This window comes from Paenibacillus sp. NFR01 (genome assembly GCF_900111565.1).
Lineage (GTDB): Bacteria > Bacillota > Bacilli > Paenibacillales > Paenibacillaceae > Paenibacillus_AQ.
Window position 1 is genome coordinate 1 of sequence record NZ_FOIK01000004.1, and the last position, 25,025, is coordinate 25,025.

The 25,025-nt window shown below is 55.4% G+C and carries 27 protein-coding genes and 1 rRNA gene; all 28 read right to left on the minus strand.

The features are described 5' to 3' along the window. Window positions 1-212 (minus strand): 16S ribosomal RNA (locus BMW84_RS17260); the annotation flags it as partial. A 345-nt stretch (window positions 213-557) separates the two neighbouring features. Further along, window positions 558-2,153 carry a LysM peptidoglycan-binding domain-containing protein gene (locus BMW84_RS17265; RefSeq protein ID WP_091070583.1) on the minus strand — a complete coding sequence of 532 codons (1,596 nt, stop codon included), beginning with the start codon at window positions 2,151-2,153 and terminating at the stop codon, window positions 558-560. Between the two features lie 237 nt (window positions 2,154-2,390). Next, the gene (ilvE, locus tag BMW84_RS17270) at window positions 2,391-3,272 is read right to left on the minus strand and encodes a branched-chain-amino-acid transaminase (RefSeq protein WP_091070585.1); all 882 of its coding nucleotides are present in this window, start codon (window positions 3,270-3,272) and stop codon (window positions 2,391-2,393) included. A gap of 4 nt (window positions 3,273-3,276) precedes the next feature. Next, window positions 3,277-4,164, minus strand: coding sequence for a prephenate dehydratase (gene pheA / locus BMW84_RS17275; protein WP_091070586.1), 888 nt, complete (start codon window positions 4,162-4,164; stop codon window positions 3,277-3,279). After that, window positions 4,161-5,141, minus strand: a complete 981-nt coding sequence (gene thrB, locus BMW84_RS17280; RefSeq protein ID WP_091070588.1) for a homoserine kinase — start codon at window positions 5,139-5,141, stop codon at window positions 4,161-4,163. Before thrB ends, pheA begins: the two co-directional genes overlap by 4 nt. A 47-nt stretch (window positions 5,142-5,188) precedes the next feature. Beyond that, window positions 5,189-6,475 (minus strand): homoserine dehydrogenase, encoded by a 1,287-nt coding sequence (locus tag BMW84_RS17285; protein WP_091070589.1) that lies wholly within the window; start codon window positions 6,473-6,475, stop codon window positions 5,189-5,191. 66 nt (window positions 6,476-6,541) lie between these two features. Next, a complete protein-coding gene (locus BMW84_RS17290) occupies window positions 6,542-6,979 on the minus strand; it encodes an ACT domain-containing protein (RefSeq protein ID WP_091070591.1) in 438 nt (145 codons plus the stop codon). A 156-nt stretch (window positions 6,980-7,135) separates the two neighbouring features. Beyond that, the gene (locus BMW84_RS17295) at window positions 7,136-7,870 is read right to left on the minus strand and encodes a zinc ribbon domain-containing protein (RefSeq protein ID WP_091070592.1); all 735 of its coding nucleotides are present in this window, start codon (window positions 7,868-7,870) and stop codon (window positions 7,136-7,138) included. Window positions 7,871-7,884: 14 nt separating this feature from the next. Continuing rightward, entirely contained in the window at window positions 7,885-8,631 is a 747-nt protein-coding gene (locus BMW84_RS17300) for a hypothetical protein (RefSeq protein ID WP_091070594.1), read from the minus strand. Window positions 8,632-8,643: 12 nt separating this feature from the next. Next, window positions 8,644-9,837, minus strand: a complete 1,194-nt coding sequence (locus BMW84_RS17305) for an SPFH domain-containing protein (RefSeq protein ID WP_091070595.1) — start codon at window positions 9,835-9,837, stop codon at window positions 8,644-8,646. A 177-nt stretch (window positions 9,838-10,014) separates the two neighbouring features. Next, a complete protein-coding gene (gene obgE, locus BMW84_RS17310; RefSeq protein ID WP_091070597.1) occupies window positions 10,015-11,325 on the minus strand; it encodes a GTPase ObgE in 1,311 nt (436 codons plus the stop codon). 5 nt (window positions 11,326-11,330) lie between these two features. Further along, on the minus strand, window positions 11,331-12,080 hold the full coding sequence (locus BMW84_RS17315) for a Spo0B domain-containing protein (protein WP_091071149.1): 750 nt from the start codon (window positions 12,078-12,080) through the stop codon (window positions 11,331-11,333). Between the two features lie 184 nt (window positions 12,081-12,264). Beyond that, on the minus strand, window positions 12,265-12,576 hold the full coding sequence (gene rpmA / locus BMW84_RS17320) for a 50S ribosomal protein L27 (RefSeq protein ID WP_091070599.1): 312 nt from the start codon (window positions 12,574-12,576) through the stop codon (window positions 12,265-12,267). An 18-nt stretch (window positions 12,577-12,594) separates the two neighbouring features. Then, window positions 12,595-12,930 (minus strand): ribosomal-processing cysteine protease Prp, encoded by a 336-nt coding sequence (locus BMW84_RS17325; RefSeq protein WP_091070600.1) that lies wholly within the window; start codon window positions 12,928-12,930, stop codon window positions 12,595-12,597. A gap of 12 nt (window positions 12,931-12,942) precedes the next feature. Beyond that, window positions 12,943-13,254 (minus strand): 50S ribosomal protein L21, encoded by a 312-nt coding sequence (rplU, locus tag BMW84_RS17330; RefSeq protein ID WP_091070602.1) that lies wholly within the window; start codon window positions 13,252-13,254, stop codon window positions 12,943-12,945. A gap of 212 nt (window positions 13,255-13,466) precedes the next feature. Further along, entirely contained in the window at window positions 13,467-14,708 is a 1,242-nt protein-coding gene (locus BMW84_RS17335; RefSeq protein WP_091070603.1) for an Rne/Rng family ribonuclease, read from the minus strand. Between the two features lie 15 nt (window positions 14,709-14,723). Then, window positions 14,724-15,563, minus strand: a complete 840-nt coding sequence (locus tag BMW84_RS17340) for a M50 family metallopeptidase (RefSeq protein ID WP_091070605.1) — start codon at window positions 15,561-15,563, stop codon at window positions 14,724-14,726. Then, entirely contained in the window at window positions 15,556-16,422 is an 867-nt protein-coding gene (locus tag BMW84_RS17345; protein ID WP_091070606.1) for a M23 family metallopeptidase, read from the minus strand. The genes BMW84_RS17340 and BMW84_RS17345 overlap by 8 nt, the downstream gene beginning before the upstream one ends. 147 nt (window positions 16,423-16,569) lie before the next feature. After that, window positions 16,570-17,364, minus strand: a complete 795-nt coding sequence (gene minD / locus BMW84_RS17350) for a septum site-determining protein MinD (protein ID WP_091070609.1) — start codon at window positions 17,362-17,364, stop codon at window positions 16,570-16,572. Window positions 17,365-17,369: 5 nt separating this feature from the next. Further along, entirely contained in the window at window positions 17,370-18,029 is a 660-nt protein-coding gene (gene minC / locus BMW84_RS17355; protein ID WP_091070610.1) for a septum site-determining protein MinC, read from the minus strand. A gap of 81 nt (window positions 18,030-18,110) precedes the next feature. Next, a complete protein-coding gene (gene mreD / locus BMW84_RS17360) occupies window positions 18,111-18,641 on the minus strand; it encodes a rod shape-determining protein MreD (protein WP_091070612.1) in 531 nt (176 codons plus the stop codon). Next, a complete protein-coding gene (gene mreC / locus BMW84_RS17365; RefSeq protein WP_091070613.1) occupies window positions 18,638-19,531 on the minus strand; it encodes a rod shape-determining protein MreC in 894 nt (297 codons plus the stop codon). The genes mreD and mreC overlap by 4 nt, the downstream gene beginning before the upstream one ends. A 58-nt stretch (window positions 19,532-19,589) precedes the next feature. Then, window positions 19,590-20,624, minus strand: a complete 1,035-nt coding sequence (locus BMW84_RS17370; RefSeq protein ID WP_091070615.1) for a rod shape-determining protein — start codon at window positions 20,622-20,624, stop codon at window positions 19,590-19,592. 40 nt (window positions 20,625-20,664) lie between these two features. Continuing rightward, a complete protein-coding gene (radC, locus tag BMW84_RS17375) occupies window positions 20,665-21,354 on the minus strand; it encodes a RadC family protein (protein WP_091070617.1) in 690 nt (229 codons plus the stop codon). Between the two features lie 16 nt (window positions 21,355-21,370). Further along, window positions 21,371-21,982 carry a Maf family protein gene (locus BMW84_RS17380; protein WP_091070618.1) on the minus strand — a complete coding sequence of 204 codons (612 nt, stop codon included), beginning with the start codon at window positions 21,980-21,982 and terminating at the stop codon, window positions 21,371-21,373. Between the two features lie 41 nt (window positions 21,983-22,023). Next, entirely contained in the window at window positions 22,024-22,269 is a 246-nt protein-coding gene (locus BMW84_RS17385) for a DUF4321 domain-containing protein (RefSeq protein ID WP_091070620.1), read from the minus strand. Between the two features lie 204 nt (window positions 22,270-22,473). Next, window positions 22,474-23,691 carry an SPOR domain-containing protein gene (locus BMW84_RS17390; RefSeq protein ID WP_091070621.1) on the minus strand — a complete coding sequence of 406 codons (1,218 nt, stop codon included), beginning with the start codon at window positions 23,689-23,691 and terminating at the stop codon, window positions 22,474-22,476. A 131-nt stretch (window positions 23,692-23,822) separates the two neighbouring features. Next, entirely contained in the window at window positions 23,823-25,004 is a 1,182-nt protein-coding gene (locus tag BMW84_RS17395; protein WP_091070623.1) for a glycosyltransferase family 4 protein, read from the minus strand. Window positions 25,005-25,025: the final 21 nt, after the last annotated feature.

Below are 25,025 nucleotides of genomic sequence, written 5' to 3' on the forward strand. Positions count from 1 at the left end.
CTCCGTCTTTCATCCTCTCTTCAGGCGAAAAGAGGAATTATCCGGTATTAGCTACCGTTTCCGGTAGTTATCCCAGTTCATGGGGCAGGTTGCCTACGTGTTACTCACCCGTCCGCCGCTAAGCTTATCCCGAAGGATAAACTCCGCTCGACTTGCATGTATTAGGCACGCCGCCAGCGTTCGTCCTGAGCCAGGATCAAACTCTCCATAAAGGTGTTTGACTTGCTCATTTAAAACATCTGACGAGAATTTGCATTCTCTTTAATACTCACTCGTTGTTCAGTTTTCAAAGATCAAGTTCTCAGTGCCAGCTTTTAATCATCGTCGCCAGCAACTTTTATAATATACCATGGCGTTCGTCCGATTGCAACCTTTTTTTTAAAAAAGTTATTTGCACTCACTCAACCGCTTTTGATATCCCCCATCGATCAACAAAGTGATTGTAAGAGGGAACTACAATATACTACATTATTCGAACAAAGACAACCTCAATTTTTACCAATAAATTTACAGACCCGGGACTTCCTGCCCGGGTCTGTATACATGAATATTAATATTTAATTAGGAATCCATGGGTTTTTGCTTTTCTTTCCGGAACTGTTAGCACGCGCTTGATTGGAGCGCTTCTTACTTACCGCTTTATCCGTTTTGCTGTCCGGCAAGCCGGATACCTTGGCTTTAGCCGATCCGGACTTTGCCGAGCCGCTTTTGCCTTTGGCTTCGGTGACGGCAGCCGAAGAAGCATTTATTGCCGGCGTGGTTACTTCCGGTACCAGTATCTCCGGCACCCGGTTGTGCTTCGTCAGCTCTTCTGCAGCCGGATATACCGGATACGGCGGAATATTGGCAGTTACCGGCATACCGTACATCGGCATCATACTATAAGGCATTACGCCTTCCGGCTGATTTGGTGTCCCGTATTGTGGTGCTGTGCCCATACTATAAGGCATCACCGACTCCGGTTGATTCGGCATTCCATACATCGGGGGCATTCCCGTGCTGTGTGGCATCACCGTTTCCGGCTGCGAAGGTGCATAGGCAGGGTATGTGCTTTGTGTGCCGTATGCCGGATGTTCATAAGGATAAGGCTGGATAGTCATTCCGCCGCAGCCGCAATCCGGCCATGGCATAGGTGCAGGCATAGACATCGGCATCGCATACTCCGGCGAGACATAGGATGGATATCCGGCACATGGGTTCATATCATACGCGGAAGCATTCATATTCTCTTGCATCGTGGGCAGATAAGAATATGGAGAAACGGCTTCCGGCGCATAACTCATGTAAGGCATGGCTTCAGCCGTCGGATATGCAGAAGGATACGCATACGTATACGGATTCTCTTGAATACCGGGGTAACCTGCCGTTTTATCGCAAGGCATGGATGGCATACTTTGCATATACAAAGGCTGAACATCCGATTTGGTCGCCTCTTTGGTCATCGCTTCCTGGGCCGGCACCGTGATTTGCACAAACAAGCTTTGCTTCTCGTGTACAATTTCCTGGACCGGTGCGATTTCCGGTGCTTTGTTGGCTACGGGAGCCACATTGGTTTCCGGCAACGCTGCCTTCTCAGGAGCTTTCTCGGCGGCTTCTTCTACAACCGGCGCAGGCGCCGGAGCTGGCGCGGGTTTTTCTTCCGCTGCGGGAGAAACGATGGGGGCCGTCGACTTTTTGGGACCGGTATATGCCGTCCCGCCAACAACGGTTTTATCGGTAGCCGGCGACACTGCTGTATTGTTGGTAGCAGGCGATACCATCGTATCATTGTTGTTGGTTGGCGATACCATCGTGTTGTCTGGCATAACCGGAGCTGAAGTTGCTTTTTTCGGAATATTGACGACTTCGCCGGTCATAAGCGCGTTCGGATTTTTCAATTGCGGATTGGCATCGATCATTTCCTTAAGCGTCACGCCCCAGGCTTTGGACAGCTTCCAGAGCGTATCCCCTTGTTTGACAGTGTGTTTGTAGTAAAGCTCGCTGCTGTCGGGAACCGGTACGACGCCGGCCGGAATTTTGACCTTGTCTCCGACCGCAAGCACGTCTGGATTGGCAATTTGCGGATTGGCCTCAATAACCTTTTCCAGCGGGACTCCATACTTCTGGGATAAGGCGTACAGTGTGTCGCCTTGTTTGACAATGTGTATTTTCACGCAGCCTGAACCTCCTAATGATAGTGTCGGCAATTGCATGCGAAAGCGTCTGGAGCGCGGGATGACGCCATTTCATGGCTACACTCCAGGCAACGCCGTATGCGGTACAGCCGCCTCTTTCGTTACTACATCTTATGCAGCCCATGGGCGAATGACATCCCTGAAGCAAAAAAAATCCTTTCACGTCCGCAAGCAGCGCCTGCAGTCATGAAAGGATCGGAAATCCAAGCGATTCGGTTATTCAAAAACTCTGTAGCCGTCTTTGTCGACGACATTGCGGAATTCTTCAAGCAGTTGCAGCGTAATCGGGCCGGCCTGGCCGGAACCGATGATACGGCCGTCGATTTCGCGCGCGGCGATGACTTCGGCGGCAGTACCGGTAAAGAACACTTCGTCGGCGATATACACGTCGTGCATCGTGAACGGTTCTTCCTTCAGCGTCAGGCCGAGCTTCGAGCAAAGCTCGATAATTGCCATGCGGGTAATGCCTTCAAGCGCGCCGAGGTAGCAAGGAGGGGTGTAAACTACGCCTCTTTTCACGATAAAAATGTTGTCGCCCGAACCTTCCGTTACATACCCCTGAGCGTTCATCATGATCGCCTCATCGGCATCCGCCAAGTTGGACTGGATTTTCACCAGAATGTTGTTCAGGTAGTTGAGCGATTTGATCTTTGGATTCAGCGCATCCGGCAGGTTGCGGCGCTGTGAGACGGATACGGCGCGCAGCCCGTTGAGGTAAGCTTCCTTCGGATAGATCGCAAGCTGCTCCACGATAATAATAACGCTTGCTTGCGGACAACGGCGGGGATCCAGCCCCAGGTTGCCGCGGCCGCGGGACACGAGCAGGCGGATATAACCGTCGCGCATTTCGTTTCTGCGGATCGTTTCCGCCATCGCTTCGAGCATCTCGTCATATGTCAGCGGGATGTCCAGCATAATGGATTTCGCCGAATCATACAGCCTGTCCAGATGTTCCTTGCATTTAAAAATGTTGCCGTTATAGATGCGGATGCCTTCGAAAATGCCGTCTCCATATAAAAAACCGTGATCAAAAACGGACACCACCGCTTTTTCCTTTGTTACGTATTCTCCGTCAAGATAAATCCATTGCTCTGCCATGAACTTACTGCACCTCCGCTTTCTCTTCCTCATAGTTGTATGTGGGATATGAACCCAGAATCCGCACCTGGCAGCCAAGCGCCTTGATTTCTTCCAGCGCGGCCGGAAGCAGGACCGACTCGATCGGTTCCAGCACATCAATATAGAAATAATAAGTACCCAGCTTTTTCTTCGTTGGACGCGATTCAATCCGCGACAAATTCAGGCGTCTCCAGGCGAATGCCGACAGCACCTGATGCAAAGCCCCCGGAAAATCCTCCGGCAGCGTCACGAGAATGCTCGTCTTGGTGCCGCTGCTTTTGCCCGGCAAATCCAGCTTCTCGGGGCCGACCAGAACAAAACGGGTAAAATTGTTGTTATGGTCTGTAATCCGGCGGTCGATGATCTCCAGCCCGTGCGTAGCCGCGCCAAGCGCAGTACCGATGGCAGCCCAGCCTTTGCCGGGATTGTTCTTGACGATCTCCACGGCCTCGGAGGTGCTGCCTACCGACTCGAGCTCTGCCCAAGGAGCGTGTTCGCGGACAAATTGCAGGCATTGCGCCATGGCAACGGGATGGGACAGGATTTTAACGATATGTTTATAATCCTTGTTCCCCTGTCCATCCAGAAATTCGCCCGGATTGCCGATCAGATTCTGGATGGATGGGTAGATCCACTCCGCCTGCATCGGTAAATCCACCTCGTTAATCAGCCAATCGATATGCAGGCTCACCGAGCCCTCGATCGTATTCTCGATCGGAATGACGCTGTAATCGGTCGCGCCTTCTGCCGTCGCCAGAAACACATCCGAGATCAGCTTGCGAAACTCGACCTTCAGCGCTTCATTGCCGAACAGGTATAGAAGCGCCTCATGGGATGTGGTGCCTTCCGGCAATACCGCTATTGACTTCATGTCCAACCTTCTCCTTTTATCATATCTAAAAACGGGGTACTTTGCATCCCGTTTCTTTCGACCCGCTCTGCCTGGACCCCGTTCAGGCAAGGCAGCAGCCAGCGGGTACGGGCCGTGATGCCATGCTCCTGCATGGTCTCCAGCAAAAACCGCTCCAGCTCCGCCTTGCGCGAGTCGCTCCGGTCCACAAGACAGATCAGCGTCGGGCCGGCGCCGCTAAGCGCGATGCCGAGCGCGCCGTGCTGCGGCGCCTCGGCGAGCAGCTTTTCCATACCCGGCACAAGCGGCGCGCGGTAAGGCTGATGCAGCCGGTCCTGCATGCCCCGGCCGATCAGGTCCAGCCGGCCGGACGCAAACGCTGCCGCGAGCAGCGACGTCCGGCTTATATTATACACCGCATCGCCGACCGATATTTCCGCCGGCAGCACACCGCGCGCCTTGGTCGTCGACAGCTCGAAGTCCGGAATGACGACCAGCAGCTCCAAATCCTGCGGCGGCTCCAGCCGGATGTAATCGGCATGGCTGCCGTCCCAGACGGCCGTTATAATGCCGCCGAACAGGGAGGCACCGACGTTGTCGGGATGTTTCTCCAGTGCCGTTGCCATATCAAACAGCTTGGCGTTATCGAGCGGCGAACCGATCATGGCGTTCGCCGCGGCCAGCGCGCCGATGATGGCCGAAGCGCTGCTGCCGAGCCCGCGGGTCAGCGGAATATCCGAATACATGGAGATGGACAATTCGGGAATAGAGACGCCGGCTTCAGCGAAAACCATCTGTGCGACCTGGTACAGCAAATTGCTTTTATCCAGGGGAAGACCGTTCATTTCCTCGCCGTAGAGATGGAAGACGGTCTCCTCCGCTTCCTCCATCCCGATCCAGGCATACAGCGACAATGCCATGCCCAGCGTATCAAAACCCGGTCCCAGATTGGCAGTGCTGGCCGGTACTTTTACGATCGACCTTCCGTAGTTGCTCATGTTCGCTAGAATCTCCTTCGTCTTTTTCGCGGCGCAAGGGCTGCGGTTTAGCCTTCTACCCGGTAATGGCTCTTGATCCGGTGGATGACCGGCAGCTCCTCCAGATGATTCAATACCTTCGTCATGCTGGCTTTGCTTGCGTTATGCGTTACGATAATGATCTCGGCGTCCGGATTATGCGGATTGGCCTGCTGTACCACGGAGTCCAGGCTGACCTCGTATTCGGCGAAAACCTGGGTAATTTTGGCTAGCACCCCGGCCTTGTCGTCAACATGAAGCAAAAGGAAATTTTTATAAAACACGTTCTCATCACTCTTCAGCTTGCGCTGCTTGTATGGAATAATCTGCTTCAGGCCGTTGACGCCAAGCTTCAGATTCTTGATCACCGCCACCAGATCGGCCACAATCGACGTCGCCGTCGGCATGGCGCCCGCGCCCGCCCCGTAAAACATCGTCTCGCCCACCGCCTGGCCGAACACGTACACCGCGTTGAATACCCCATTGACCGAAGCGATCGGGTGCCCCGCACGGATCATCGTCGGCTGCACGCTAATATGGAACTCGTCATCCGCGGATTCGGCAATGCCGATCAGCTTCATTTCGTACCCGAGCCGTTTGGCAAAAGCGATATCCTCTTTGCTCACCTTGGAGATGCCCTTGACACTGACATCCCCCAGCTCTACATTGGTGCGGAAGCCGAGGGTGCCGAGAATCGCCATTTTGCGCGCCGCATCCAGGCCTTCGACATCCGAGGTCGGGTCCGACTCGGCATACCCCAGCTCCTGAGCCTCCTTCAGCACGTCGGCGTATGACGCGCCTTCCTGACTCATTTTACTCAATATGTAGTTCGTTGTTCCGTTGACAATGCCCATAATGCGCATGATTTTATCCGAGGAAAAGCCCTCGATCAGCGTACGGATAATCGGAATACCCCCGGCCACGCTTGCCTCGTAAAAGACGTCGCACTGCTTCTCCTGCGCCTTGGCGAGAATTTCGGAACCGTGCAGCGCCATCAGGTCCTTGTTGGCCGTGACGATATGTTTACCACGCTCCAGCGCTTCAAGGATATATTCCTTGGTGCCGGCGATGCCCCCCATCACCTCCACGATGACGTCAATCTCCGGATCGCGGATCACTTCCCACGGATCACTGGTGATTTTGGAGGCATCGACATTGATGTCGCGGGCTTTGGCAATATTCTTCACCGCTATGCGTTCAATGAGAATCGGCGAGCCGACCTGGCTGCTCAAATCCTCCTGATTTCCTTCCACGATACGGACTACGCCTGTGCCGACGGTTCCGAGGCCCAGCAGTCCAACTTTAACCGGCTTCATGTGCTTCCCCCTAAAAATATGATCCTGCTTGATGTGACCATGTGCTCAGATAAGAAAAGTATGGCCTTAACCCTGCCCGATAATCAACGCGCGTTTGACGCCCGGGATGCTCCGCATATTGTCCAGCATATCGCCAAGCTCCTCGTTCAAATGGGAAATTTCGATCGAAATGACGACGTTGGCCCGGCCCTGCAGCGGGATACTCTGATTGATGGTCAGCACGTTGGCGCCATGGACGGCCACGCAGCCGAGCACCTTGGACAACATCCCGGACTCATGCTCCAGATCAATGGAGATCGTCACGATGCGTTCCCGCTCCAGCTGGTGGATCAGATGAATGCCGTCTTTATATTTGTAAAAAGCACTGCGGCTTAAGCCCACCAGCTCCACGCCTTCGTTCACCGTCTTGGCGTCCCCTGCCTCCAGCAGCTGCTTCACCTGCATGGTCTTCAATACGGCATCCGGCAAAATGTCCTCACGGACCAAATAATAGCGCTCTTTCACGAACGTCCTCACCCCAAAGACTTTTGTGTTTTCATAGTGGACATTATAAAGGATATTTCAAAGGGATTGCAATAGCTTTTCGCCTATTCTATAAATGGAAGAACCCCCCGGTCCAGAAGTACCAGGGGGAAAGCCGCGTGCTATATACGTTTTCTCTTAATGGTAGGACAGCGCCGTTCCGCAATAGTCGCAGCTCTTTGGCTGATCGGGAGTCACGGTGTTCTGCGCTCCGCAGCTTGGGCAGCTGACCGATTTAGGCAGCATCCGGGACGCAGGCGGCTGAGACCGGAGCGGGGAGCTTGTTGGCTGCGGGTACGGTTGTCCGCCGGGTGCGCCGAACGGAGAATGGGGAGCCTCCACCGGTTGGGGACGCCCCTCCGCTGCATCTGAACTCCGTCCCTCTCGAATCGCAATGTCGGCATCAAGAACCCCATGAGATTTCAGATACTCAATATCTCTGCTTACATCAGCTTCGCTTTGTCCTGTCATGTCCGACAAATCACCGATATGGCGTACCCAGCTTCCTGTAATAAGCTGTATGTACCGCTCCGCAAGCTGCAGGAAACGCCCTCTCGCACGTGCCGCGCTCCTTGCAAAAATAGCAGCGGGTACCAAAAACAGCAATATCCAAAGCACAGCGGTCATCACAAATTGGCCGGTGGTAATATCTCCGGATGCACGCGTACCGATAAACGGAACCAAAATTTCAACAAACCCGCCGAGAAACACGTGAAACAGCAAATTATAGTTTACCGGTTTGCGATAATTTTTGTAATGGGTAGAACTAAGCTGGATCATGGCAAAGACCAGTCCCAGCGGCATAAAGAGATACGCAAAAACGATAATTGCAATGTCAAATCCATTCCGTTCGTATTTAGGCAAATTGCTCATTACGTAATATCCTCCTATTTTAACGCCGCCAGTTCGCGGTTGCGCCGCTGAAGCGTAGCGGAAATACTATCAGTCAAGCCGCGGGTGTCCCCTTCCCACTCAGGGGAAGGTTCCAGGAGCGATAACAGCAGCGAGACATGATCATGCAGCAGGGAAATCTGCTGGTCCAGCAGATTCTCCGTGGCCCGCAGCTCCGGATCGGACACCGGATCGCTGTACTTGAACTGTTCCTCCAGATCCCCGACAATACCGGCCAGCAGCGCAGCCTCCGGGCGTTTCCAGGCCCGGGCGATCTGCCGGATCTCGCCGAGTTCCTCCAGCTGCCGCCGGAGGCTGCTTGTGGCGTCCGCCGTTTGCCCTTCCTGTGCAGAAGCATTCCAGCTGTATAAGCCCGTAGTGCCCAGAAGAATGGCGGCGACCATCAGGAGAACGAGCTGCACGGCGGCATACGCAAACGCGCCAAGCTCCAGCAAACCGTCCAGAATGGCGGCGGCAGCTCCGGCAGCCAGTAGATACAATAAGGCAATCAGCATCCCGGTCAAAAGGGCGGGGGAGGCTCCGCCGGCGCGAGCCGCCGAACGCAGCCACAACCGGGCGCTGAAATACACGGCGCTTTCCGCAGCCAGCACCGCCAGGAGCGAAACCGCAGAACGCAGCGGCGAAGCCCCGAAACCCCACAAGGCAAAACAAATTACAGTAACTATTACTGCCGCGACATATGCGGCGGACAAAATTGCGCCGTAACGATTCCGTTTATCCACGTCGTTCCTCCATCAACCGGCTTTGGTGCCGCATTCATCGCAAAATTTCTGGCCGGGCTGGAGGTCATGACCGCAGCCCGTGCATTTCAGCATCACGCGCTGGCCGCAATGCGGGCAGAACTTGGCGCCGGCGGCCACCGGCTGGCCGCAGCCGCCGCATGCATCGACGGCCGCCTGACGGGGCGGAGGCGCCTGCAGATTGCCGCCGCAGCCGCTGCAGAACCGTGACTCCACCAGGTTCATCGTCCCACAGGCGGGACAGGATCTCGATTCGGTATGGGTATGCGAGTAATTACTGGTTACCGTAGTGCTGCCCTCGCCGCTGAAGGAGATATTACGCACCATGCGGTTGACCATATCCGCGGCCGGTCCGGCAAAGCCGAAGCCCATGCCGAGTCCAAGCCCTGTATTCATCATACCGGCGCCGGGATTGCTTTGATTACCCGCCGCTTCTTCCATGGTATCGAAGCTGCGCTCCTGCTCATAGGTGTAACCGATGATGTCCATCTCCGCTTTTTTGGCAAGCGCTTCCTTTAAACGCATGGTTCCGGGGTCATTCTCGGGAATGTTGATGGAATCCACGTAGAAATTATTCAGTTCGATGCCATTTTCCAAAAATGTCGCACTCAGGCGTCCTTGAATATGTTTGGATATTTCCGTCACGTACGCATTAATCTCAAGGATGCTGATCTTTTTATGTACCAGATAAGAAGAGATCAGTTCCGTTATATTGGACATCAGCAGGCCGCGGAAATAGGTCAGCATCGTCTCCTGGTCAAATACCGGGAGCGTTCCGACCAGCTTCAGCAGAAACTTCCGCGGTTCTACGATCCGCACGCCGAACTGGCCGAAGGCGCGGAGCGAAACCATGATTTGGTATTTGGGATCCTGAATTTGCAGCGGCGTGCTGGTGCCCCACTTGACGCTCATCGCGTTCATTGTATTGACGAACCAGACTTCAGCCGTAAACGGCGATTTGCCGCCGAACGGTAAATTAATGATATTGTTCAAGATCGGAATGTTCGCCGTGCTGAGCGTGTGCCTTCCGGCTGTAAAAGAATCAAGCGCTTGACCGCCCTTGAACAGGATCGCCTCTTGGGATTCATTGACGATTAGCTGTGTCCAGGTACCCAGTTCCTGATTGGGATATTTCCAGGCGAACACTCCGGGTGGCCCGTCATACTTCACTACCTCAATAATTGCCATCCGTCTTCTCCTTCTTTCATGCAGGGATATACTCCATAATTGTAGTAAATTCCCTTGGATAATTAAAGAAAACTTTTTCCGACGTTTATCCCGGAAATCTGTAAATTCAAAAAATGCAAAAACGCCGGCCGCATCCTTCCCTACGGGAATAGATGCGCCGGCGTTCCATTTTTCAAATCAATAGTAGCTGCTGTTCTCGACAAATTCAAATTCAAAGTCGCCAATGCGGACGATAGTGCCTTCCACCGCGCCGCGTTTGCGCAGCTCTGCATCCACGCCCATATGTCTGAGGGTGCGGGCCAGCTTGAGAATCGCATCATGCGTGCTGAGCTGCATCCGCTTCAGCATCCGCTCGATGCGCGGACTGGTTACGACAAAAGCTTCATTGTCGCGGGTAATGGTGAAGCTGTTGTCGTCTTCCGCTTCCAGCTTATACACCTTGCGTTCAGTGTTAGCCGAGACTTCTTCCACCACCGGCGCCACCGGAATGCTGTCCAGCACATCGGCCGCCCGGTATAGCAGCTCCTGAACGCCTTGGCGGGTAAGCGAAGACATCGGCAGGATCTCGAGGTCCGGCCGTAGCTCAGCAATGCGCTCCCGGAAGGACGCGAGATTCTCCTCCGCTTCCGGCATATCCATCTTGTTCGCCGCTACGATTTGCGGGCGGTCCAGCAGTCCCGCATTGTATTGTCTCAGCTCATCGTTGATCTTGACCCAGTCGTCGAACGGATCGCGGCCTTCCGAGCCGGACATGTCCACCACGTGGATAATGACCCGGGTACGCTCGACATGCCGCAGGAATTCGTGGCCGAGGCCCACGCCTTCGCTGGCACCTTCGATCAATCCCGGCAGGTCGGCCATTACGAAGCTGCGGCCGTCGCCGACGTCTACGACGCCGAGGTTCGGCGTAATCGTCGTGAAATGATACGCGCCGATCTTCGGCTGCGCGGCCGATACGACCGACAACAGCGTCGATTTGCCGACGCTCGGGAAGCCGACCAGGCCGACATCCGCCATGACCTTCAATTCCATGACGATGTAGCGCTCTTGGCCTTCTTCCCCGTTCTCGGCCAGCTCCGGTGCCGGGTTGGCCGGCGTTGCAAAACGGGTGTTGCCCCGTCCGCCGCGGCCGCCCCTGGCGACAACGACCTGCTGCCCATGGCGGGTCATATCGGCGATGACCTCGCCGGTATCGTCGTCAATCAGCACGGTTCCCGGCGGAATGCGGACGATCATATGCTCCGCGTTCGCGCCGTGCTGGCTTTTATTGCGGCCCTTAATGCCGCGGTCCGCTTTAAAATGCCGCTGGTAGCGGAAATCCATCAGCGTGCGCAACCCTTCGTCGACCCGGAAAATCACGTCGCCACCCCGGCCGCCGTCGCCGCCTGCCGGGCCGCCCTCCGGTACGTATTTCTCGCGGCGAAATGCCACAAGACCGTCCCCGCCGTCTCCGCCTTTTACGTAAATCTTGGCTTTATCTACGAACATTTATTTCACCTTCCTTGCATCTGCAGCGGAAGCCGCAGCTCCAGCCCAGCATTGCCCTGCTGATGCGCTTCCGCTTTGATGATTTTGCCCTGCACAATATTATAAATTTGCTCCCTCAGCAAAGCCGGGGTTCCGGAATCCAATCCGCTATGAAATGAAATCACGATATCCTCGCCATCCTGGGCAAATCCGAGCGCGAGACGCCGGGTATCGCCGGCCTCGGCTACACCGCTATACTGGTAAGCACGGACGGTCTGCATGATGATCCCGGTCAGCTCGTCCCCCGCTTCCGGACTGAGCTTATCCTCCAAATTCAAGCCTTCCTGCACTTCTACGTCCAGTTCCAGACTCGCCCGGTACGTCCGGAAGGATTGCAGGTAGAACACAAGCGAAGGAATCCCCAGCTTGCTGATCCGGCTCTCCAGCGCAATGCGTTCTTTTATTCTTTCCACACATTGCAATGATTTATCAGGCTTCCCCAGCTGGATATATCCGTAAAGCACCTGCAAGTCGTTCATCCAGTCATGGCGATGATGGCCAAGCGCACGGTTGGCCGCCTGCTGCAGCGTACGCTCCTGTATGCGGAGTTCCTTTTCGTAGTGTCGCCGGGTAACCCCAAGGCTGAGTACCGACACGGCTATCGCCCATACACCGAGCAGTATGCCAGTGAGCCAGCTGGATCGCCAACATACGATACCTAAAGGAAGCACTATGGATAGATTCATAGCCCAGATGCCGCTTGTCCAGGATTTCATTTCAATAATCCCCATCCCTCGGTTCGCAAAATTCATGTCAAATGTAGGCTTCCGTCACATCCAACATATACCATTTTCCAGTATAGCACAGGATGATTCTTTTAAGATATCTTTCCGATATCTTCAAAAAAGCCCCCGGCACTGATGCCGGAGGCTTTGATTTCGACTATAGCTTGGAGAAGTCTTACGCTTCTACTGCCGCTGCTACCGGAGCGACATCAACCGGGTACACGCTCACTTTTTTGCGATCGCGGCCCCAACGTTCGAACTTCACTACACCGTCAACCAGTGCAAACAAAGTATCGTCTTTGCCGATGCCTACGTTTGTTCCTGGATGAATTTTGGTTCCGCGTTGACGAACCAGGATATTGCCGCCGAGAACCGCTTGGCCGTCAGCGCGTTTCACGCCGAGACGTTTCGCATGGGAATCGCGACCGTTCTTTGTGGAACCTACCCCTTTTTTCGATGCGAAAAACTGAAGATCCAATTTCAACATGTTGGTCAACCTCCTTCTTTAAATAATGACCTGCTGTATCTTGATATACTTCCCGTATGATTCTGCGATATCACCGAGCATGCCTACCATTGATTCCAGAAGCAGCTGAACTTTGCCGGCTATTTCGGGATCTTCGATCGGAACCAGCGTCCCGCTTAAAAATCCGTCCTCCGTCTCGGTGTCGAGCACCACTCCCGTCAGCTTTTCAATCGAGTTCACCGTACCGAACGTTACCGTCGATACCCCGGCGCACACGATATCCCAGCCTTTCTTGGCATACATTGCATGCCCTTTAACGGCAAAACCGACAATCGTACCCTGAGCAGACGTCCGTGTAATCCGTACGTTAATCATTAACGCACCTTCTTACGCTTGAATCTTCTCGATGGTTACTTTCGTGTACGGTTGACGATGGCCTTGTTTCTTGTGGTAGTTCTTCTTCGCCTTGTACTTGAAGACAACAACCTTTTGGCCTTTGCCGTGTTTCTCGACTTTAGCCGTTACAGTCGCGCCGCTTACGAGCGGAGTTCCTGCAGTCAGACCGCCTTCTGTAGAAACCGCCAATACACGGTCAAACGTTACGCTTGCGCCGTCTTCAGCATTCAGTTTCTCGATGAACAATACGTCGCCCTCTTGGACTTTGTATTGCTTACCGCCAGTTTCGATAATTGCATACATTGTAGTTGCACCTCCTCATGTCTCAGACTCGCCTAGTCTAGGTGGCAGTACCCCGGAGGGACCGCGCTTGTCTACCCGATCGGAGCGGTTACAGCATGTGTGAGATTAAATCAATCATACACATACTTGATGATATTATCATATGGGCGAACACTAGTCAACGGGAAAATAAACGCGCGGAAGCGGCGCTCGGCCGAAGTGGCCCGCACGCCTCACTCCAGCCATGCCCCGACTTTGCCCGTACCGCCGCAGCATTCGCAGATCACCGGCCCAAATCCGGCCGAATCCTGCCTTGCTTTTTTGCGCGTCATCTCCAAAAGGCCCAGATGGGTCCAGCCAAGAATATGCGTTTTGGTGCGGTCCTTGTCAATCGCATGCTGGAGCCGCTCCATGACCAGCTTGCGGTGCTCTTCCTCGGCCATGTCGATGAAATCAACGATGATGATGCCGCCCGTATCACGCAGGCGGATCAGCCGCCCGATCTCTTCCGCTGCAGACAGATTCGTCCGCGTCACCGTCTCCTCCAGCGTGGCGCCGCCGGTGTACTGGGCCGTGTTGACATCGATCACCGTCAGGGCCTCCGTCTCGTCCCAGATCAGCGTCGCTCCGCCCTGGAGCATGATTTTGCGGCTGAAGCTGCGCTGCAGCTGCTCCTGCACCCCGAACGCCGCAAATATCGATTCCTGCCCGCGGTACAGGACCACCGGCTTATGGCCATCAGGCGCCATATCCGACAGAAACGCTTCTGCCTCCCGCACCGCCTCCGCCGAATCGATCAGTAGCTCATCGCGCAGCGGATCGAACGCGTCGCGGATAAAGCGCTGCACGATGCTGAGGTCGACATGCAGCAGCGCAGGTGCCGGCGCTTCCTCCGCTTTGCGCAGAATCAGCTCCCATTGGGAGCGCAAAAACGCGAGGTCCCCCTCGACTGCTTCCACCGGCTCGTCCTCAGAGACGGTGCGCATGATCAGGCCTTCCTCGGGGCGGCGCAGCCGTTCGCCGATGCCCTTCAGTCGGCTGCGTTCGGATTCGCGGCCGATTTTCTTGGAGACGCCGACATATTCGGCGTACGGCATGTACACCATCCAGCGCCCGGGGAGCGTGTAATGGGTCGTCACCCGGGCGCCTTTGCCGCCCCGGGGCTCCTTGCGGACCTGAACGATAATCTCCTCTCCGGGGGAAAGCAGCGTCTCGATGGACGGCTTCACGGCAGGCTGTTTTTCCAAATGGGGGTGAAGCACATCATCTACGTATAAAAAGGCATTTTTTTTCTGCCCGATATCGACAAAAGCGGCCTGCATGCCCGGCAGCACATTGATGACCCGCCCTTTGTAATAGCTTCCGACGAGCCCCTGCTGCTGATCGCGTTCAGCCGCGTATTCCGTGAGCCGCCCGTTCTCGAGAAGAGCCATCCGGGTAACATGCTGCGTGCAGTGAACGATCATTTGCTTCATGGCTTCACCTCTAGTTTACTTTCCGAAATAAGAAGAAATCACCCGCTGCTCGGGGATGACGGCAACCACATGATGCTCATTATTCATCACATAGATACAGTGGTATTGGTTACGTCTAAATAGACGCAATATCTCGTCCAAAGGTTTCGCTGGCTCGGCAATTATCGGAGAGGCCTCCCTCCCCTGCCGTATACTGCGTTCGTAGACCGCGTCTCGGTTCATCAGAAAGGCCATAAAGCGGTACGGCAGGTTCCGGTGGTCCGTCACGTTGGCATACAGGAGAAACGCGCCAATCAGAAGCAGATTCAACCGCGGCCCCTCATCCGCCAAAAGAGGGAGCAGCGCGTGTACCAGCACCAGCATACTGGAAACAATACTGACGCGCCCGGTCCAAAGCAGGGTGTAATAATAGGGCAGCCGCGAACTCATAGCCGCCTGAACGATTCTCCCGCCATCGAGCGGCAGCACCGGAAGCAGGTTGAACAATGCGATCATCGCGTTCGCCCCGATAAAATAGGTCAGGAATCCGGCGTCCACGCCGATTTGCCGAAGCAGCATCGCCGTGAGGATCATCACCGCATTCTGCAGCGGTCCCGCCAGCGCAATGATGATCTCGCGGCTGGGCGTAAGCCGTCCATGGTCTTCGGTAACGGCAACGCCGCCAAACGGCAGCAGCTGGACCGACTTGACGGTGATGCCATACAGCAGCGAAGCGCATACATGCCCCATTTCATGTATAAACACAATGCAGAACAATGTAATCAGCTCCAGAAATTGCCCCGTGACAATGGAGAATAGCATGACTAGGACAAACAGCGGATGCAGCGTGACCGGAATGCCCCAGATCCTAATCAAACGCTACCACTTCTGTCGGATCGATGTAAACGTCGCCTTTCATTACGGCAAAATACAGCAGCGGGACCTTCGCCCCTTCCTGTTCCTGCAGCCAGCCCAGCGTATCGCCGCTTTGCACCCAGTCGTCGGCAGCAAGCTTGGTTCCGCTTAAATGGCCGTATTCCGCTGTCATATTGCCGGTATGGCGCACGACCACTTTAATTCCGCCGTCAGTTTCCCGCGAGACGGAAAGGACACGCCCGGTATCCATGCTCTTCACCATGACGCTCCCGCCATCTTCGCCGAGCGGCATAATCTCCACGGCTTTTTGCCCGGCGGTAAACGGACGGACCAGCTTTCCGGCAAGCGGAGCGACGGGCTCATGGCCGGCATTCACCTTCTGAGCCGGCTCCTCTTCCCCGCCGAAGATCGGAATGAACGAAGGCGCACCGCTGAAATGCGTTTCGTACCAAACCTGAGCCGCGGCAAAATCCATATCGTAGGTGAGCGCGTCCGAGATCCAGTTCTGTGCCCGCAGCGCCCATGGCTCATCCATGGCAAAAATCCCCCAGACTCCGCCGAAGACGAGCAGACTGGCGACGAAGCGGCGGATCATCCCTGCGGAAAAACGGGGCCGGATCCCATCCCCCCCATCGTCCCAGCCTCCCCGGTTCGCTTTCCAGAGCGCCTCGGGATCGGGTTCGGTGCCACCGCCGAAGCGGCTGCTTCCTCCGCCTTCTCCCCATTCCCTGAAGCTCGTCCCTTTGTCTTCCAGAGCAAATAAAGGCGGCACTGCCTTAGGCTCCGGCGTTTCCGTTTCTTCCAGCAGGCTGCGGATGCGTTCTTTTCTGCGGCCTTTGTTCCCTGTTTGCTGATCCATTTCGATCCCCCCGCGGGCTTGTTTTTGTTGATAGTTTATGAGCCGCGGCGGCCGCTTTAGAACAAGCCTCTTCGGGATACCCTGCACGCAAAAAAACGTCCCGCAGCAAAAGGGGCTGCGGGACGTTTTACGGCAACGGCAGGGCGGTCAGCCCATGCCAAAAAACTTTTTGAATTTCTTGAACGCTCCGGGTTTCCGGTCCAGCTGCATCAGCGGAACCGCGTCGCCCAGAATCCGTCTGGCGATGTTGCGATACGCAATGGCCGCACCCGAATCCGGATTTATCACTGTCGGCTCGCCGCTGTTCGCGGCGCGAATGACATGCTCGTCATCCGGCACGATCCCGATCAAATCAATGTTGAGCACCTGCAGAATATCCTCGATGTCCAGCATGTCTCCCGATTTGACCAGCCCCGGCCGAATGCGGTTCACGACCAGCCTCGGCGTCGATACGTTGGAACGCTCGAGCAACCCGATAACCCGGTCGGCATCGCGCACTGCGGCATTCTCCGGCGTCGTGACCACGATCGCCTTATCCGCTCCGGCGATGGCATTGCGGAACCCGTGCTCGATGCCTGCCGGACAATCGATCAGAATATATTCGAATTCCTTTTTCAGCTCCAGCACAATATCGCGGACCTGTTCAGGCATTACTGCCGTTTTGTCCTTGGTTTGCGCGGCAGGAAGCATGTAGAGTTCATCGAAACGCTTGTCCTTGACGAGCGCCTGATTCAGCCGGCAGCGTCCTTCAGCGACATCGACGAGATCATAAATGATCCGATTCTCCAGCCCCATGACCACATCCAGATTTCTCAGACCAATGTCGGTATCGATCAAACATACTTTTTTGCCCTGCAGGGCAAGCGCGGTTCCAATATTGGCCGTTGTGGTCGTTTTGCCAACGCCGCCTTTGCCCGAGGTTACGACAATCGCTTCTCCCATGGAGGCTACACCCCTTTAAACACATTTAACCCATGACGTATTTTTACGATGTTATGAATTTTATCGATCTGCATTGCGCCTTCCTTCAAATAGGCAAACTCCATGCTGCTTTCGCGGGTCTCCCATTCATCCGGCGGACGGCTGATGCATTCGGCAATCCTTAGCTGCGTCGGTGCAAGCAGCGATGCGGCGATCAACGCCTCCTCGTTGCCTTCGGCTCCGGCATGGGCCATGCCCCGCAGTGCCCCGAGAATATAAATATCGCCCGTGCAGATAATCGTACCCCCGGGATTGACATCCCCGAGAAACAGCAAATTTCCGCGATGATGCAGCACCTGTCCGGAACGGACCATGCCGCTCAGCATAAAGAGGCTGTCTGGATCTTCCGCGCGGGGAGCCTCCGCCGCTTCCACGGAACGGATCAGCAGATTTCCCTGGCTCCTCAGAATCTCCAGCACGCTTTCTTTCTCGTCCTCAGTCAACACCCGTTCGCCAAGCTTGACATCCACATGGACGATCGGTCCTGTCAAAATATTTTGATGGCTGTGCTCCAGCTTAAAGCGAAGCTCGCTCAGTAGTTCCTCCAAGGAGCACTTGTCGTCCAACAGGAAAACCAGGCCGTCCTTGATGCCCTTTATCCTTACATGCTTGGTTTGTACGGTCATATGCCTGTTCCCTCCATCCTGAAACATTCGTGCCGGGCCGGGCAAATTCCTTCTTTCCCCGCAAAGAAATCGGCCGGCCGCTTAAGCTGCCTCTTCCTTGCGTTCTTCCTTCTTCAGCAGCTCAAGCTGCTTGCGGAGCGGAACATAAAGAATCAGTCCAGCGGCAAAATGCAGCAGCATCGTCGGCAACATATGATGCAGCAGTGCCCAGTTATACGGCTCGTTGCTCAGGTTAAAGACGCTGTAAATGGCATAGCGGATGCTGTCCTCGAGCAGGCTGCCCAGCAGCACGACGGTCATCATCAGCGGCAGGGGCGTACGCGGGCTTTGAAAGATCAGGCCGATCAAATAAGCCGATACGCCCATGGCGAAGGAATGCGCGCCGAGAATCCGTCCATAAAACACGATGTCATGCAGCATGCCGAAAACGAGGCCAAGCACGAGCGCCGTATGCCGGTGATGATACACCGTAACAAATAAGATCACGACAAACACCAGATTCGGAATGAGCCTCATCTGCCATGCGTCGGGAATCAGCCAGGGCAAAATGGTACCCTCGATAATAAACAGCAGGAATAATAGAAGGATCAGAACGGGTTTACGCATTCTCACTTTCCGGCACTCTCCTCCGCATCCGCCGCCGTAAAGACCACAAAGAGGTCCTTCCAATCCTGGAACTCGGCGCTTGGTTTGACGATCGCGGTCGAAGTGAGGCCGAATTCGCCGACCTTGACATCCTCAACCGTGCCGATGATCATTCCGCGCGGATACAATCCGCCGATGCCGGAGGAAATTACAGTGTCGCCTTTGACGATCGGATCGCCGACGGGGATTTTGTTCATCATCAGCATGCCGGTCTCCTGGTCGTAGCTTTCGATCATCCCGAACGACTTGCCTTCCTTGTTCAGCGCAGTGGCTGCGATCGGCGGCTGCGAATTCGGATCATTGTCGTCCATCATCGTCATCAGTTTGACCGTCGAGGTGAATTGGCTCACTTGGCTGATAACGCCCACCAACCCCTTAACGGAGGTTACGGCCATGTTCACCTTGATTCCGTTGCGGGACCCGAGGTCAATAACCAACGTATGATTGCTCGGCTCCGTCGTTACGCTGACCACGTTGGCAATGTGATATTCGTAGTTATAAAGCTCTTCCTGTTCTTTCGTGAAATGTAGATCCTTCTGGTACTGCTCGTTCTGAGCTTTGATGAAATTATACTGCGCCATATTGCGCGTATACTGCGCCATCATGATTTTGAGCTGCTCGTTTTCTTCGGAAAGCTCATCCAGATGGCTGATATCCTGGAACAAGCCCGCTACATATCCAGCGGGCTTGTAGAATAGATTTTGCACGAAGCCGGTCGTATCCCTGACAAAATTCTCGGGCCAGGACAAGCCTTTTCTCGTCCCCAAGCTGAAGCCCATGACGACGATAAACAGGACCAGCGTGATCAGCAAAATGAACAAACGTTTATTGTTAAACAGCTTAAACAGTTTCAACACCCTCTAACAACCGTATTTCTCCCATATCGGGGGTTGATGTTCCAAGCAATGCCGCGTCCTAACGTTTGGAGCGGGTTCCGGCATTGCTGCGCGTTTTGAACAAATGAATGTTGTCCAGCGCTTTGCCTGTTCCGATGACGACGCAATCAAGCGGGTTCTCGGCGACAAGTACAGGCATTCCCGTCTCGCGGGCCAGCAGTTTGTCGAGGTTGCGGAGCAGCGCGCCGCCGCCGGTAAGCACGATTCCGCGGTCCATAATGTCAGCCGCCAGCTCCGGCGGGCATTTCTCCAGCGTTACCTTCACGGCTTCGATAATGGCGTTAACCGTATCGGACAACGCTTCGCAAATTTCGTCGGACGTAATCGTCAAAGTCTTTGGAAGTCCGGTCACGAGATCACGGCCGCGGATTTCCATCGTTTCGGCTTTATCCAGCGGCAGGGCGGAGCCAATGTCCATCTTGAGCTGCTCGGACGTGCGTTCGCCGATCATCAGGTTATACTGGCGTTTGATGTACTGGATAATCGACTCGTCGGCTTCATCCCCCGCCACGCGTACCGAGCGGCTGGTTACGATCCCGCCCAGCGAGATCACGGCCACTTCGGTGGTACCCCCGCCGATGTCGACGACCATGCTGCCGGTCGGTTCCCATACCGGAAGGTCGGCGCCGATCGCCGCGGCGAATGGCTCCTCGATAATGTAGGCCTCGCGCGCGCCTGCCTGCTTCGTCGCATCCTCAACGGCGCGCTGCTCTACGGCAGTTATGCCGGACGGCACGCAGACCATGACATTCGGATGACGCTGGAACATGGAACGCTGCTTCTGCGCCTGACGGATGAAATATTTGATCATCGTGGCCGTCGTGTCGAAATCGGCGATGACCCCATCCTTCATCGGACGGATGGCACGGATGTTGCCCGGCGTGCGCCCGATCATTTTTTTCGCGGATTCCCCTACGGCCTCAATGGCCTTTGTATCTGTATTAATGGCTACCACGGAAGGTTCTCTGACAACGATTCCTTTGCCGCGTACGTACACCAGCGTATTTGCTGTCCCAAGGTCGATACCCAAATCTTTCGTAAAACTACCCAACATGCTTATAATCTCCTTTTCCTAGTGAATCTGCACAATTATATTACAGATAGCCCTTTTCTTTCAAACTGACAAAGCTGCCGTCCCCGATAACCAGGTGATCCAGCACGTCGATGCCTACGATTTCGCCTGCCTGCCGGAGTCTCGACGTCAAAGCGATATCCTCCGGGCTTGGCGTCGGATCGCCGCTCGGATGATTATGGGCGCATATAATTGCTGCGCTGCTCCATTTCATGGCTGCCCGGAACACCTCGCGCGGATGCACGATGGATGCGTTCAGGCTGCCCATGGACAATGTCTCTTGCGCGATGACATGGTTCTTCGTATTCAGAAAGAGGCACACAAAATGTTCTTTCTGCAAGTAACGCAACTGCTCTGACAAAATCTCCGCTGCGTCAAACGGACTGCGGATGGTCACCGGCTCTGTCAGCCGCGAGTTCGCCATCCGCCTGCCGAGCTCAATGCCGGCTTTTAGTTGCACCGCCTTGGCCGGGCCGATGCCTTTGATTTCAGTTAACTCTTGAATGCTCAGGTCCGCAAGGCCGCGAAGGCCGCCGGTCTGCCCCAAAATCCGCTGGGCGATATGTATAGCCGATTCCCGGCGCGTACCTGTCCGCAGCAAAATGGCCAGCAGTTCGGCCTGGCTCAGCGATTCCGCCCCATAATGCATCATGCGCTCGCGTGGACGTTCTTCATGGGGGAGGTCTCGCAGCATCAATGTTTGCAAGTCCATCCCGATCCCTCTTTCCCTAGCGTTCCTGTCCGTTCAGAACAGGGATGCCGTATTCCGAAAGCATCCGTCCAAGGAGCGCAAGCGGTAAACCGACGACGGCGAAATAGTCGCCCTCGATGGCTTCCACCAATGTGGCGCCGAGCCCTTGAATCGCATAAGAGCCGGCTTTGTCGGCAGGCTCTCCGGTAGCAATATACGCCGCGATCTCTTCGCGGCTCATGGGCCGCATCGTCACGGACGTTGATTTGTAATCAACCGCAGTCTGTCCATCCGGCAGCCCGATGCAGGCCACTCCGGTAAATACCCGGTGCGTCCGGCCCTGAAGCATGCTGAGCATGTCCATGCTGTCTCCTTCATCCGCCGGCTTGCCGAGTACCTTGCCATCCAGCACGACGATCGTATCGCTGCCGACGACAACGGCATTCCGGCCGCTTGCCGCGGGAACCACCGCCTGCGCCTTGCGGAGGGCGAGCTCCTGGACAATTTTCTCCGGCGCCCAATCCGGAGGCGTGCTTTCGTCGGCGTCGCTGACCATAACCTCGAAAGGCAGGCCAAGCGAGGACAACAGCTCCCGTCTGCGCGGCGAGCCCGAGGCGAGGATTATTGGGCGGAAAGATTTCAGCTCCATCGTTATAGCAGCATCCTTTCCCGGCTTCACCCGCTAAAAGCTTACAGTCTGCGGTACAGCCACACGGCGGCTACAATGCCGGCAAGACTGAGCAGACATAATTTCAGATGAATGGTGATGTCATAGGTAATGATGTCCAAATCGGCTTGCGGCGACCATTTCAGAACGGTCGTTTTTGTGAGAAAAGACAGCATTTTAACGGGCTCCAGCGCTTTGGCGATCCACGCCCCCGCCAGCCAGCCCAGAATCAGAAATAACAGCAACATTCCTACATTTTTCTTCTTCATCGGAGTCTTCCCTCGCCATTTTTTGACACCCTAATTATTATACGGTGAAACCGGGGCCAATTACAAACGCTAAATCCCCGAGGGAAATGATTACCACAAAAAGGGGTAATCTGGCGGAATATTCACCGGCGCAAGAGGCCCATAGGCCGATAAAATCCGCATATAAAGGCCCCCCGCCTAATCCGCGGAGGGCCCTGTTTCCTTTCAGGTCCGGTTAACTGTCATCAGCCCAAGCAGCTTCTCCTGCCCGGAGAGAAATTCCATCATCGCATCCTGCATTTCCCACAGCAGTCCTTGGGCCTGGTTTTTATTGTATTCGCTGAGGGCGGCGATGCCCCGGCTCATCGATTTCTCCAGTTCCGCGCAGACGCCACCGCCCGCTGCACCGACTCCCGGCGACAGCGTTTTGACCGCCTCGGTCCACTGCATGTGCAGATCGCTGACGGCCTTCGTGTCCGCCGCAGCCCCGCCTTCGCCGCTGAGCAGTGAAGCGGAAAGCCGGCTCAGCTCGCCAAGCAACCGGCCGCTGGCAGTGAAGTAGTTCTCCACTACAGCTGCCTTGCCCGCAAATACAACGTGATCCGCCGCCGGCAGTGTTACCTCCCGGACATACAGCTCGATGCCCTGGTTCTTAAGGCCGCTGCTGAGCAGCTTGGCTTGCTCACGGTCCGGCGAAATGCCGGCGTACACCCGGTTTCCGCCCTCGGGATCACTCCCCGCCGCCAGACCGGCGGCGAGCAGCTCTTCCTTCGCTTGCGCCGCGGCTTCAGGCGTGCTGAAGACGCCGTATTGCAGCAGAAAGTAGCTTTGCGCTGCGATCGTCACCGGCATTTGGCCTGCGCCGGGGCCGGAGGAGTCCGTTGCCGCCGGCGGAGCCTGCGACGTATCGACGACCGGCGTGCCGGCAGAGCCGCCGTTTACCGAGGCGCCGCTGTCCCCGCCGCCTCCGAGGAACGAGAGTGCCGCATAACCGAGCAGCAGCCCTGTTCCCATCGCTCCCGCCACAGCCAAGGCGAACTTCCATACATGCGAGGGGCGCCGCGTCTGGTAAGAGCTGCCATAGTCTGCTTTACGGCCGGGGCTCTCATTATAATCGTAGCGGGTATAATCCCTATCGTCATCCACATCCGCATAGTTATCCCTGTAGTCATTCTTGAATTCGTATCCGGAATAGGTTTTATCCTGCGGCTGGTCCCAGCTACGTCCCCGCTTCAACTCCGGTTCCCCATAATCGCCGTTCCGGGGTTCGTCGGCAATGCCGCCGTATGGCAGCAATTCAATCACTACCGGCTCCGGTTCCGGCACCTTGTATTCCTTCGCCTCCGTCCCGAACGTCTGCAGGGAATGCCTGTCCGCCGTCTGCTCCGTACCGGATTTCTGTTCCTCGTTAAACCGGAACGTCATTTTTCTGCTGCTGCTCAAGTCCGCGCACCTCGCTATCCTCTAATCTATAAGACAACCTATGATAGACGATAGAGAAATATGCGGATTGTTTTGGCAACACCAAGCGTGAGGCAGCGATTTCGGACAGCTCGCAGTACCCGTTCGCAAATTCACACCAGCGCCAGCAGCTTCGATTTCACGCTTCCCGCTTCATAATGGGCCATAAGCGTTTGCCGGGCGCCTTCGGCCAGCTGCCTTCCTTCCTGTTCGTTGCGGAATAGGCGGACGATGCTGTCGGCGAAAGCCTGAGGCTCATCCGCGATCAAAATATTGCGTGAATGCTCGTAACGCAGCCCTTCCGCGCCTTTGGAGCTGGACACCACCGGTGTTCCAAGCGCCCAAGCCTCGAGAATCTTCAGCCTGGTTCCGCTGCCCTCCAGAAGCGGAGCGACCACCACTTTGGCCTTTCGCACGTACTCCGCCACGCTGTCTACATAACCGGTAATGACGATGGATGGATCTTTTCCGGCAAGCGCGGCCACCTCCGGATGCACATCCCGGCCGACAATGTACCACTTCACTCCCGGAATTTGTGCCTTAACGGAAGGATAAATGTCCCGGAAGAAATAAGCAGCTGCGTGAATGTTCGGAAAATAGTTCATATTGCCCGGCAGGATGATCCAGTTTTCTTGGGCAGCCCGAGGCGCGTCGCTGTAATCGCCGATACGGATAAAGTTGGGAATGACATGCACTTTGGAGGCGTTTTTGCCCGAGAGCGCCCTGAAGGATTGCCCGTCTTCTTCGGAGGTAGTCAGCAGCACATTCGTTTTGTCCATCAGCTTGCGTTCGTCCCGCCGCGTCCAGAAGGCATTCAGCGAAAAATAAAGCTTGGCCAGCCCCCGCTTGCTGCCGGCCAGCTGTGCCGACAACCCGCTCTCGAAGTTATGCGCGTCGGTGATGATCTCCGCTTCCGGCAATGCCTGCCGCACGATGTCGATGCAGCAGCCGAGGAGGCTGTGCGAAATGAAGACCTGCCGGTATTGGTGCTCGCGGCACAAGCTGACGATTGTGCGCCGCATATCGACATCGGCATGGCTCATATAAGAGCAGTTGCGCCACGTATACAGCGAACGCAGCATCGCCTTGCGGTAATTCATGGAGCGCTGTACCTCGTATACGTTTAATTGCGGCCGGGTAGGCGTGTCCGCAGTTCCCTCTCGTCCCCGGTAAGTAATTAGATCGACCTCATACTTGTCTTGCAGAAGGCTCAGGATATTGCCGGTGCGCAGCTTGCCTCCGCTGTCCTGCGGAAACGGATTCTCCGCGGTAATAAACAGCAGTCGCTCTCTCATATTCACTTCTCCTCATCCAAT

Excerpts from the sequence above, each read along its gene's own strand:
- minC (WP_091070610.1), bottom strand. The coding sequence starts at position 18,029 with ATGACCGTACAAACCAAGCATGTAAGGATAAAGGGCATCAAGGACGGC.
- ilvE (WP_091070585.1), bottom strand. The coding sequence starts at position 3,272 with ATGGCAGAGCAATGGATTTATCTTGACGGAGAATACGTAACAAAGGAA.
- BMW84_RS17325 (WP_091070600.1), bottom strand. The coding sequence starts at position 12,930 with ATGATTAACGTACGGATTACACGGACGTCTGCTCAGGGTACGATTGTC.
- BMW84_RS17285 (WP_091070589.1), bottom strand. The coding sequence starts at position 6,475 with ATGAAGCCGGTTAAAGTTGGACTGCTGGGCCTCGGAACCGTCGGCACA.
- BMW84_RS17335 (WP_091070603.1), bottom strand. The coding sequence starts at position 14,708 with ATGAAGCAAATGATCGTTCACTGCACGCAGCATGTTACCCGGATGGCT.
- BMW84_RS17345 (WP_091070606.1), bottom strand. The coding sequence starts at position 16,422 with ATGGATCAGCAAACAGGGAACAAAGGCCGCAGAAAAGAACGCATCCGC.
- minD (WP_091070609.1), bottom strand. The coding sequence starts at position 17,364 with ATGGGAGAAGCGATTGTCGTAACCTCGGGCAAAGGCGGCGTTGGCAAA.
- BMW84_RS17395 (WP_091070623.1), bottom strand. The coding sequence starts at position 25,004 with ATGAGAGAGCGACTGCTGTTTATTACCGCGGAGAATCCGTTTCCGCAG.
- BMW84_RS17305 (WP_091070595.1), bottom strand. The coding sequence starts at position 9,837 with ATGGCAATTATTGAGGTAGTGAAGTATGACGGGCCACCCGGAGTGTTC.
- pheA (WP_091070586.1), bottom strand. The coding sequence starts at position 4,164 with ATGAAGTCAATAGCGGTATTGCCGGAAGGCACCACATCCCATGAGGCG.
- BMW84_RS17380 (WP_091070618.1), bottom strand. The coding sequence starts at position 21,982 with ATGGAGCTGAAATCTTTCCGCCCAATAATCCTCGCCTCGGGCTCGCCG.
- BMW84_RS17295 (WP_091070592.1), bottom strand. The coding sequence starts at position 7,870 with ATGAGCAATTTGCCTAAATACGAACGGAATGGATTTGACATTGCAATT.
- BMW84_RS17385 (WP_091070620.1), bottom strand. The coding sequence starts at position 22,269 with ATGAAGAAGAAAAATGTAGGAATGTTGCTGTTATTTCTGATTCTGGGC.
- radC (WP_091070617.1), bottom strand. The coding sequence starts at position 21,354 with ATGGACTTGCAAACATTGATGCTGCGAGACCTCCCCCATGAAGAACGT.
- thrB (WP_091070588.1), bottom strand. The coding sequence starts at position 5,141 with ATGAGCAACTACGGAAGGTCGATCGTAAAAGTACCGGCCAGCACTGCC.
- BMW84_RS17370 (WP_091070615.1), bottom strand. The coding sequence starts at position 20,624 with ATGTTGGGTAGTTTTACGAAAGATTTGGGTATCGACCTTGGGACAGCA.
- BMW84_RS17315 (WP_091071149.1), bottom strand. The coding sequence starts at position 12,080 with ATGAAATCCTGGACAAGCGGCATCTGGGCTATGAATCTATCCATAGTG.
- rpmA (WP_091070599.1), bottom strand. The coding sequence starts at position 12,576 with ATGTTGAAATTGGATCTTCAGTTTTTCGCATCGAAAAAAGGGGTAGGT.
- rplU (WP_091070602.1), bottom strand. The coding sequence starts at position 13,254 with ATGTATGCAATTATCGAAACTGGCGGTAAGCAATACAAAGTCCAAGAG.
- obgE (WP_091070597.1), bottom strand. The coding sequence starts at position 11,325 with ATGTTCGTAGATAAAGCCAAGATTTACGTAAAAGGCGGAGACGGCGGG.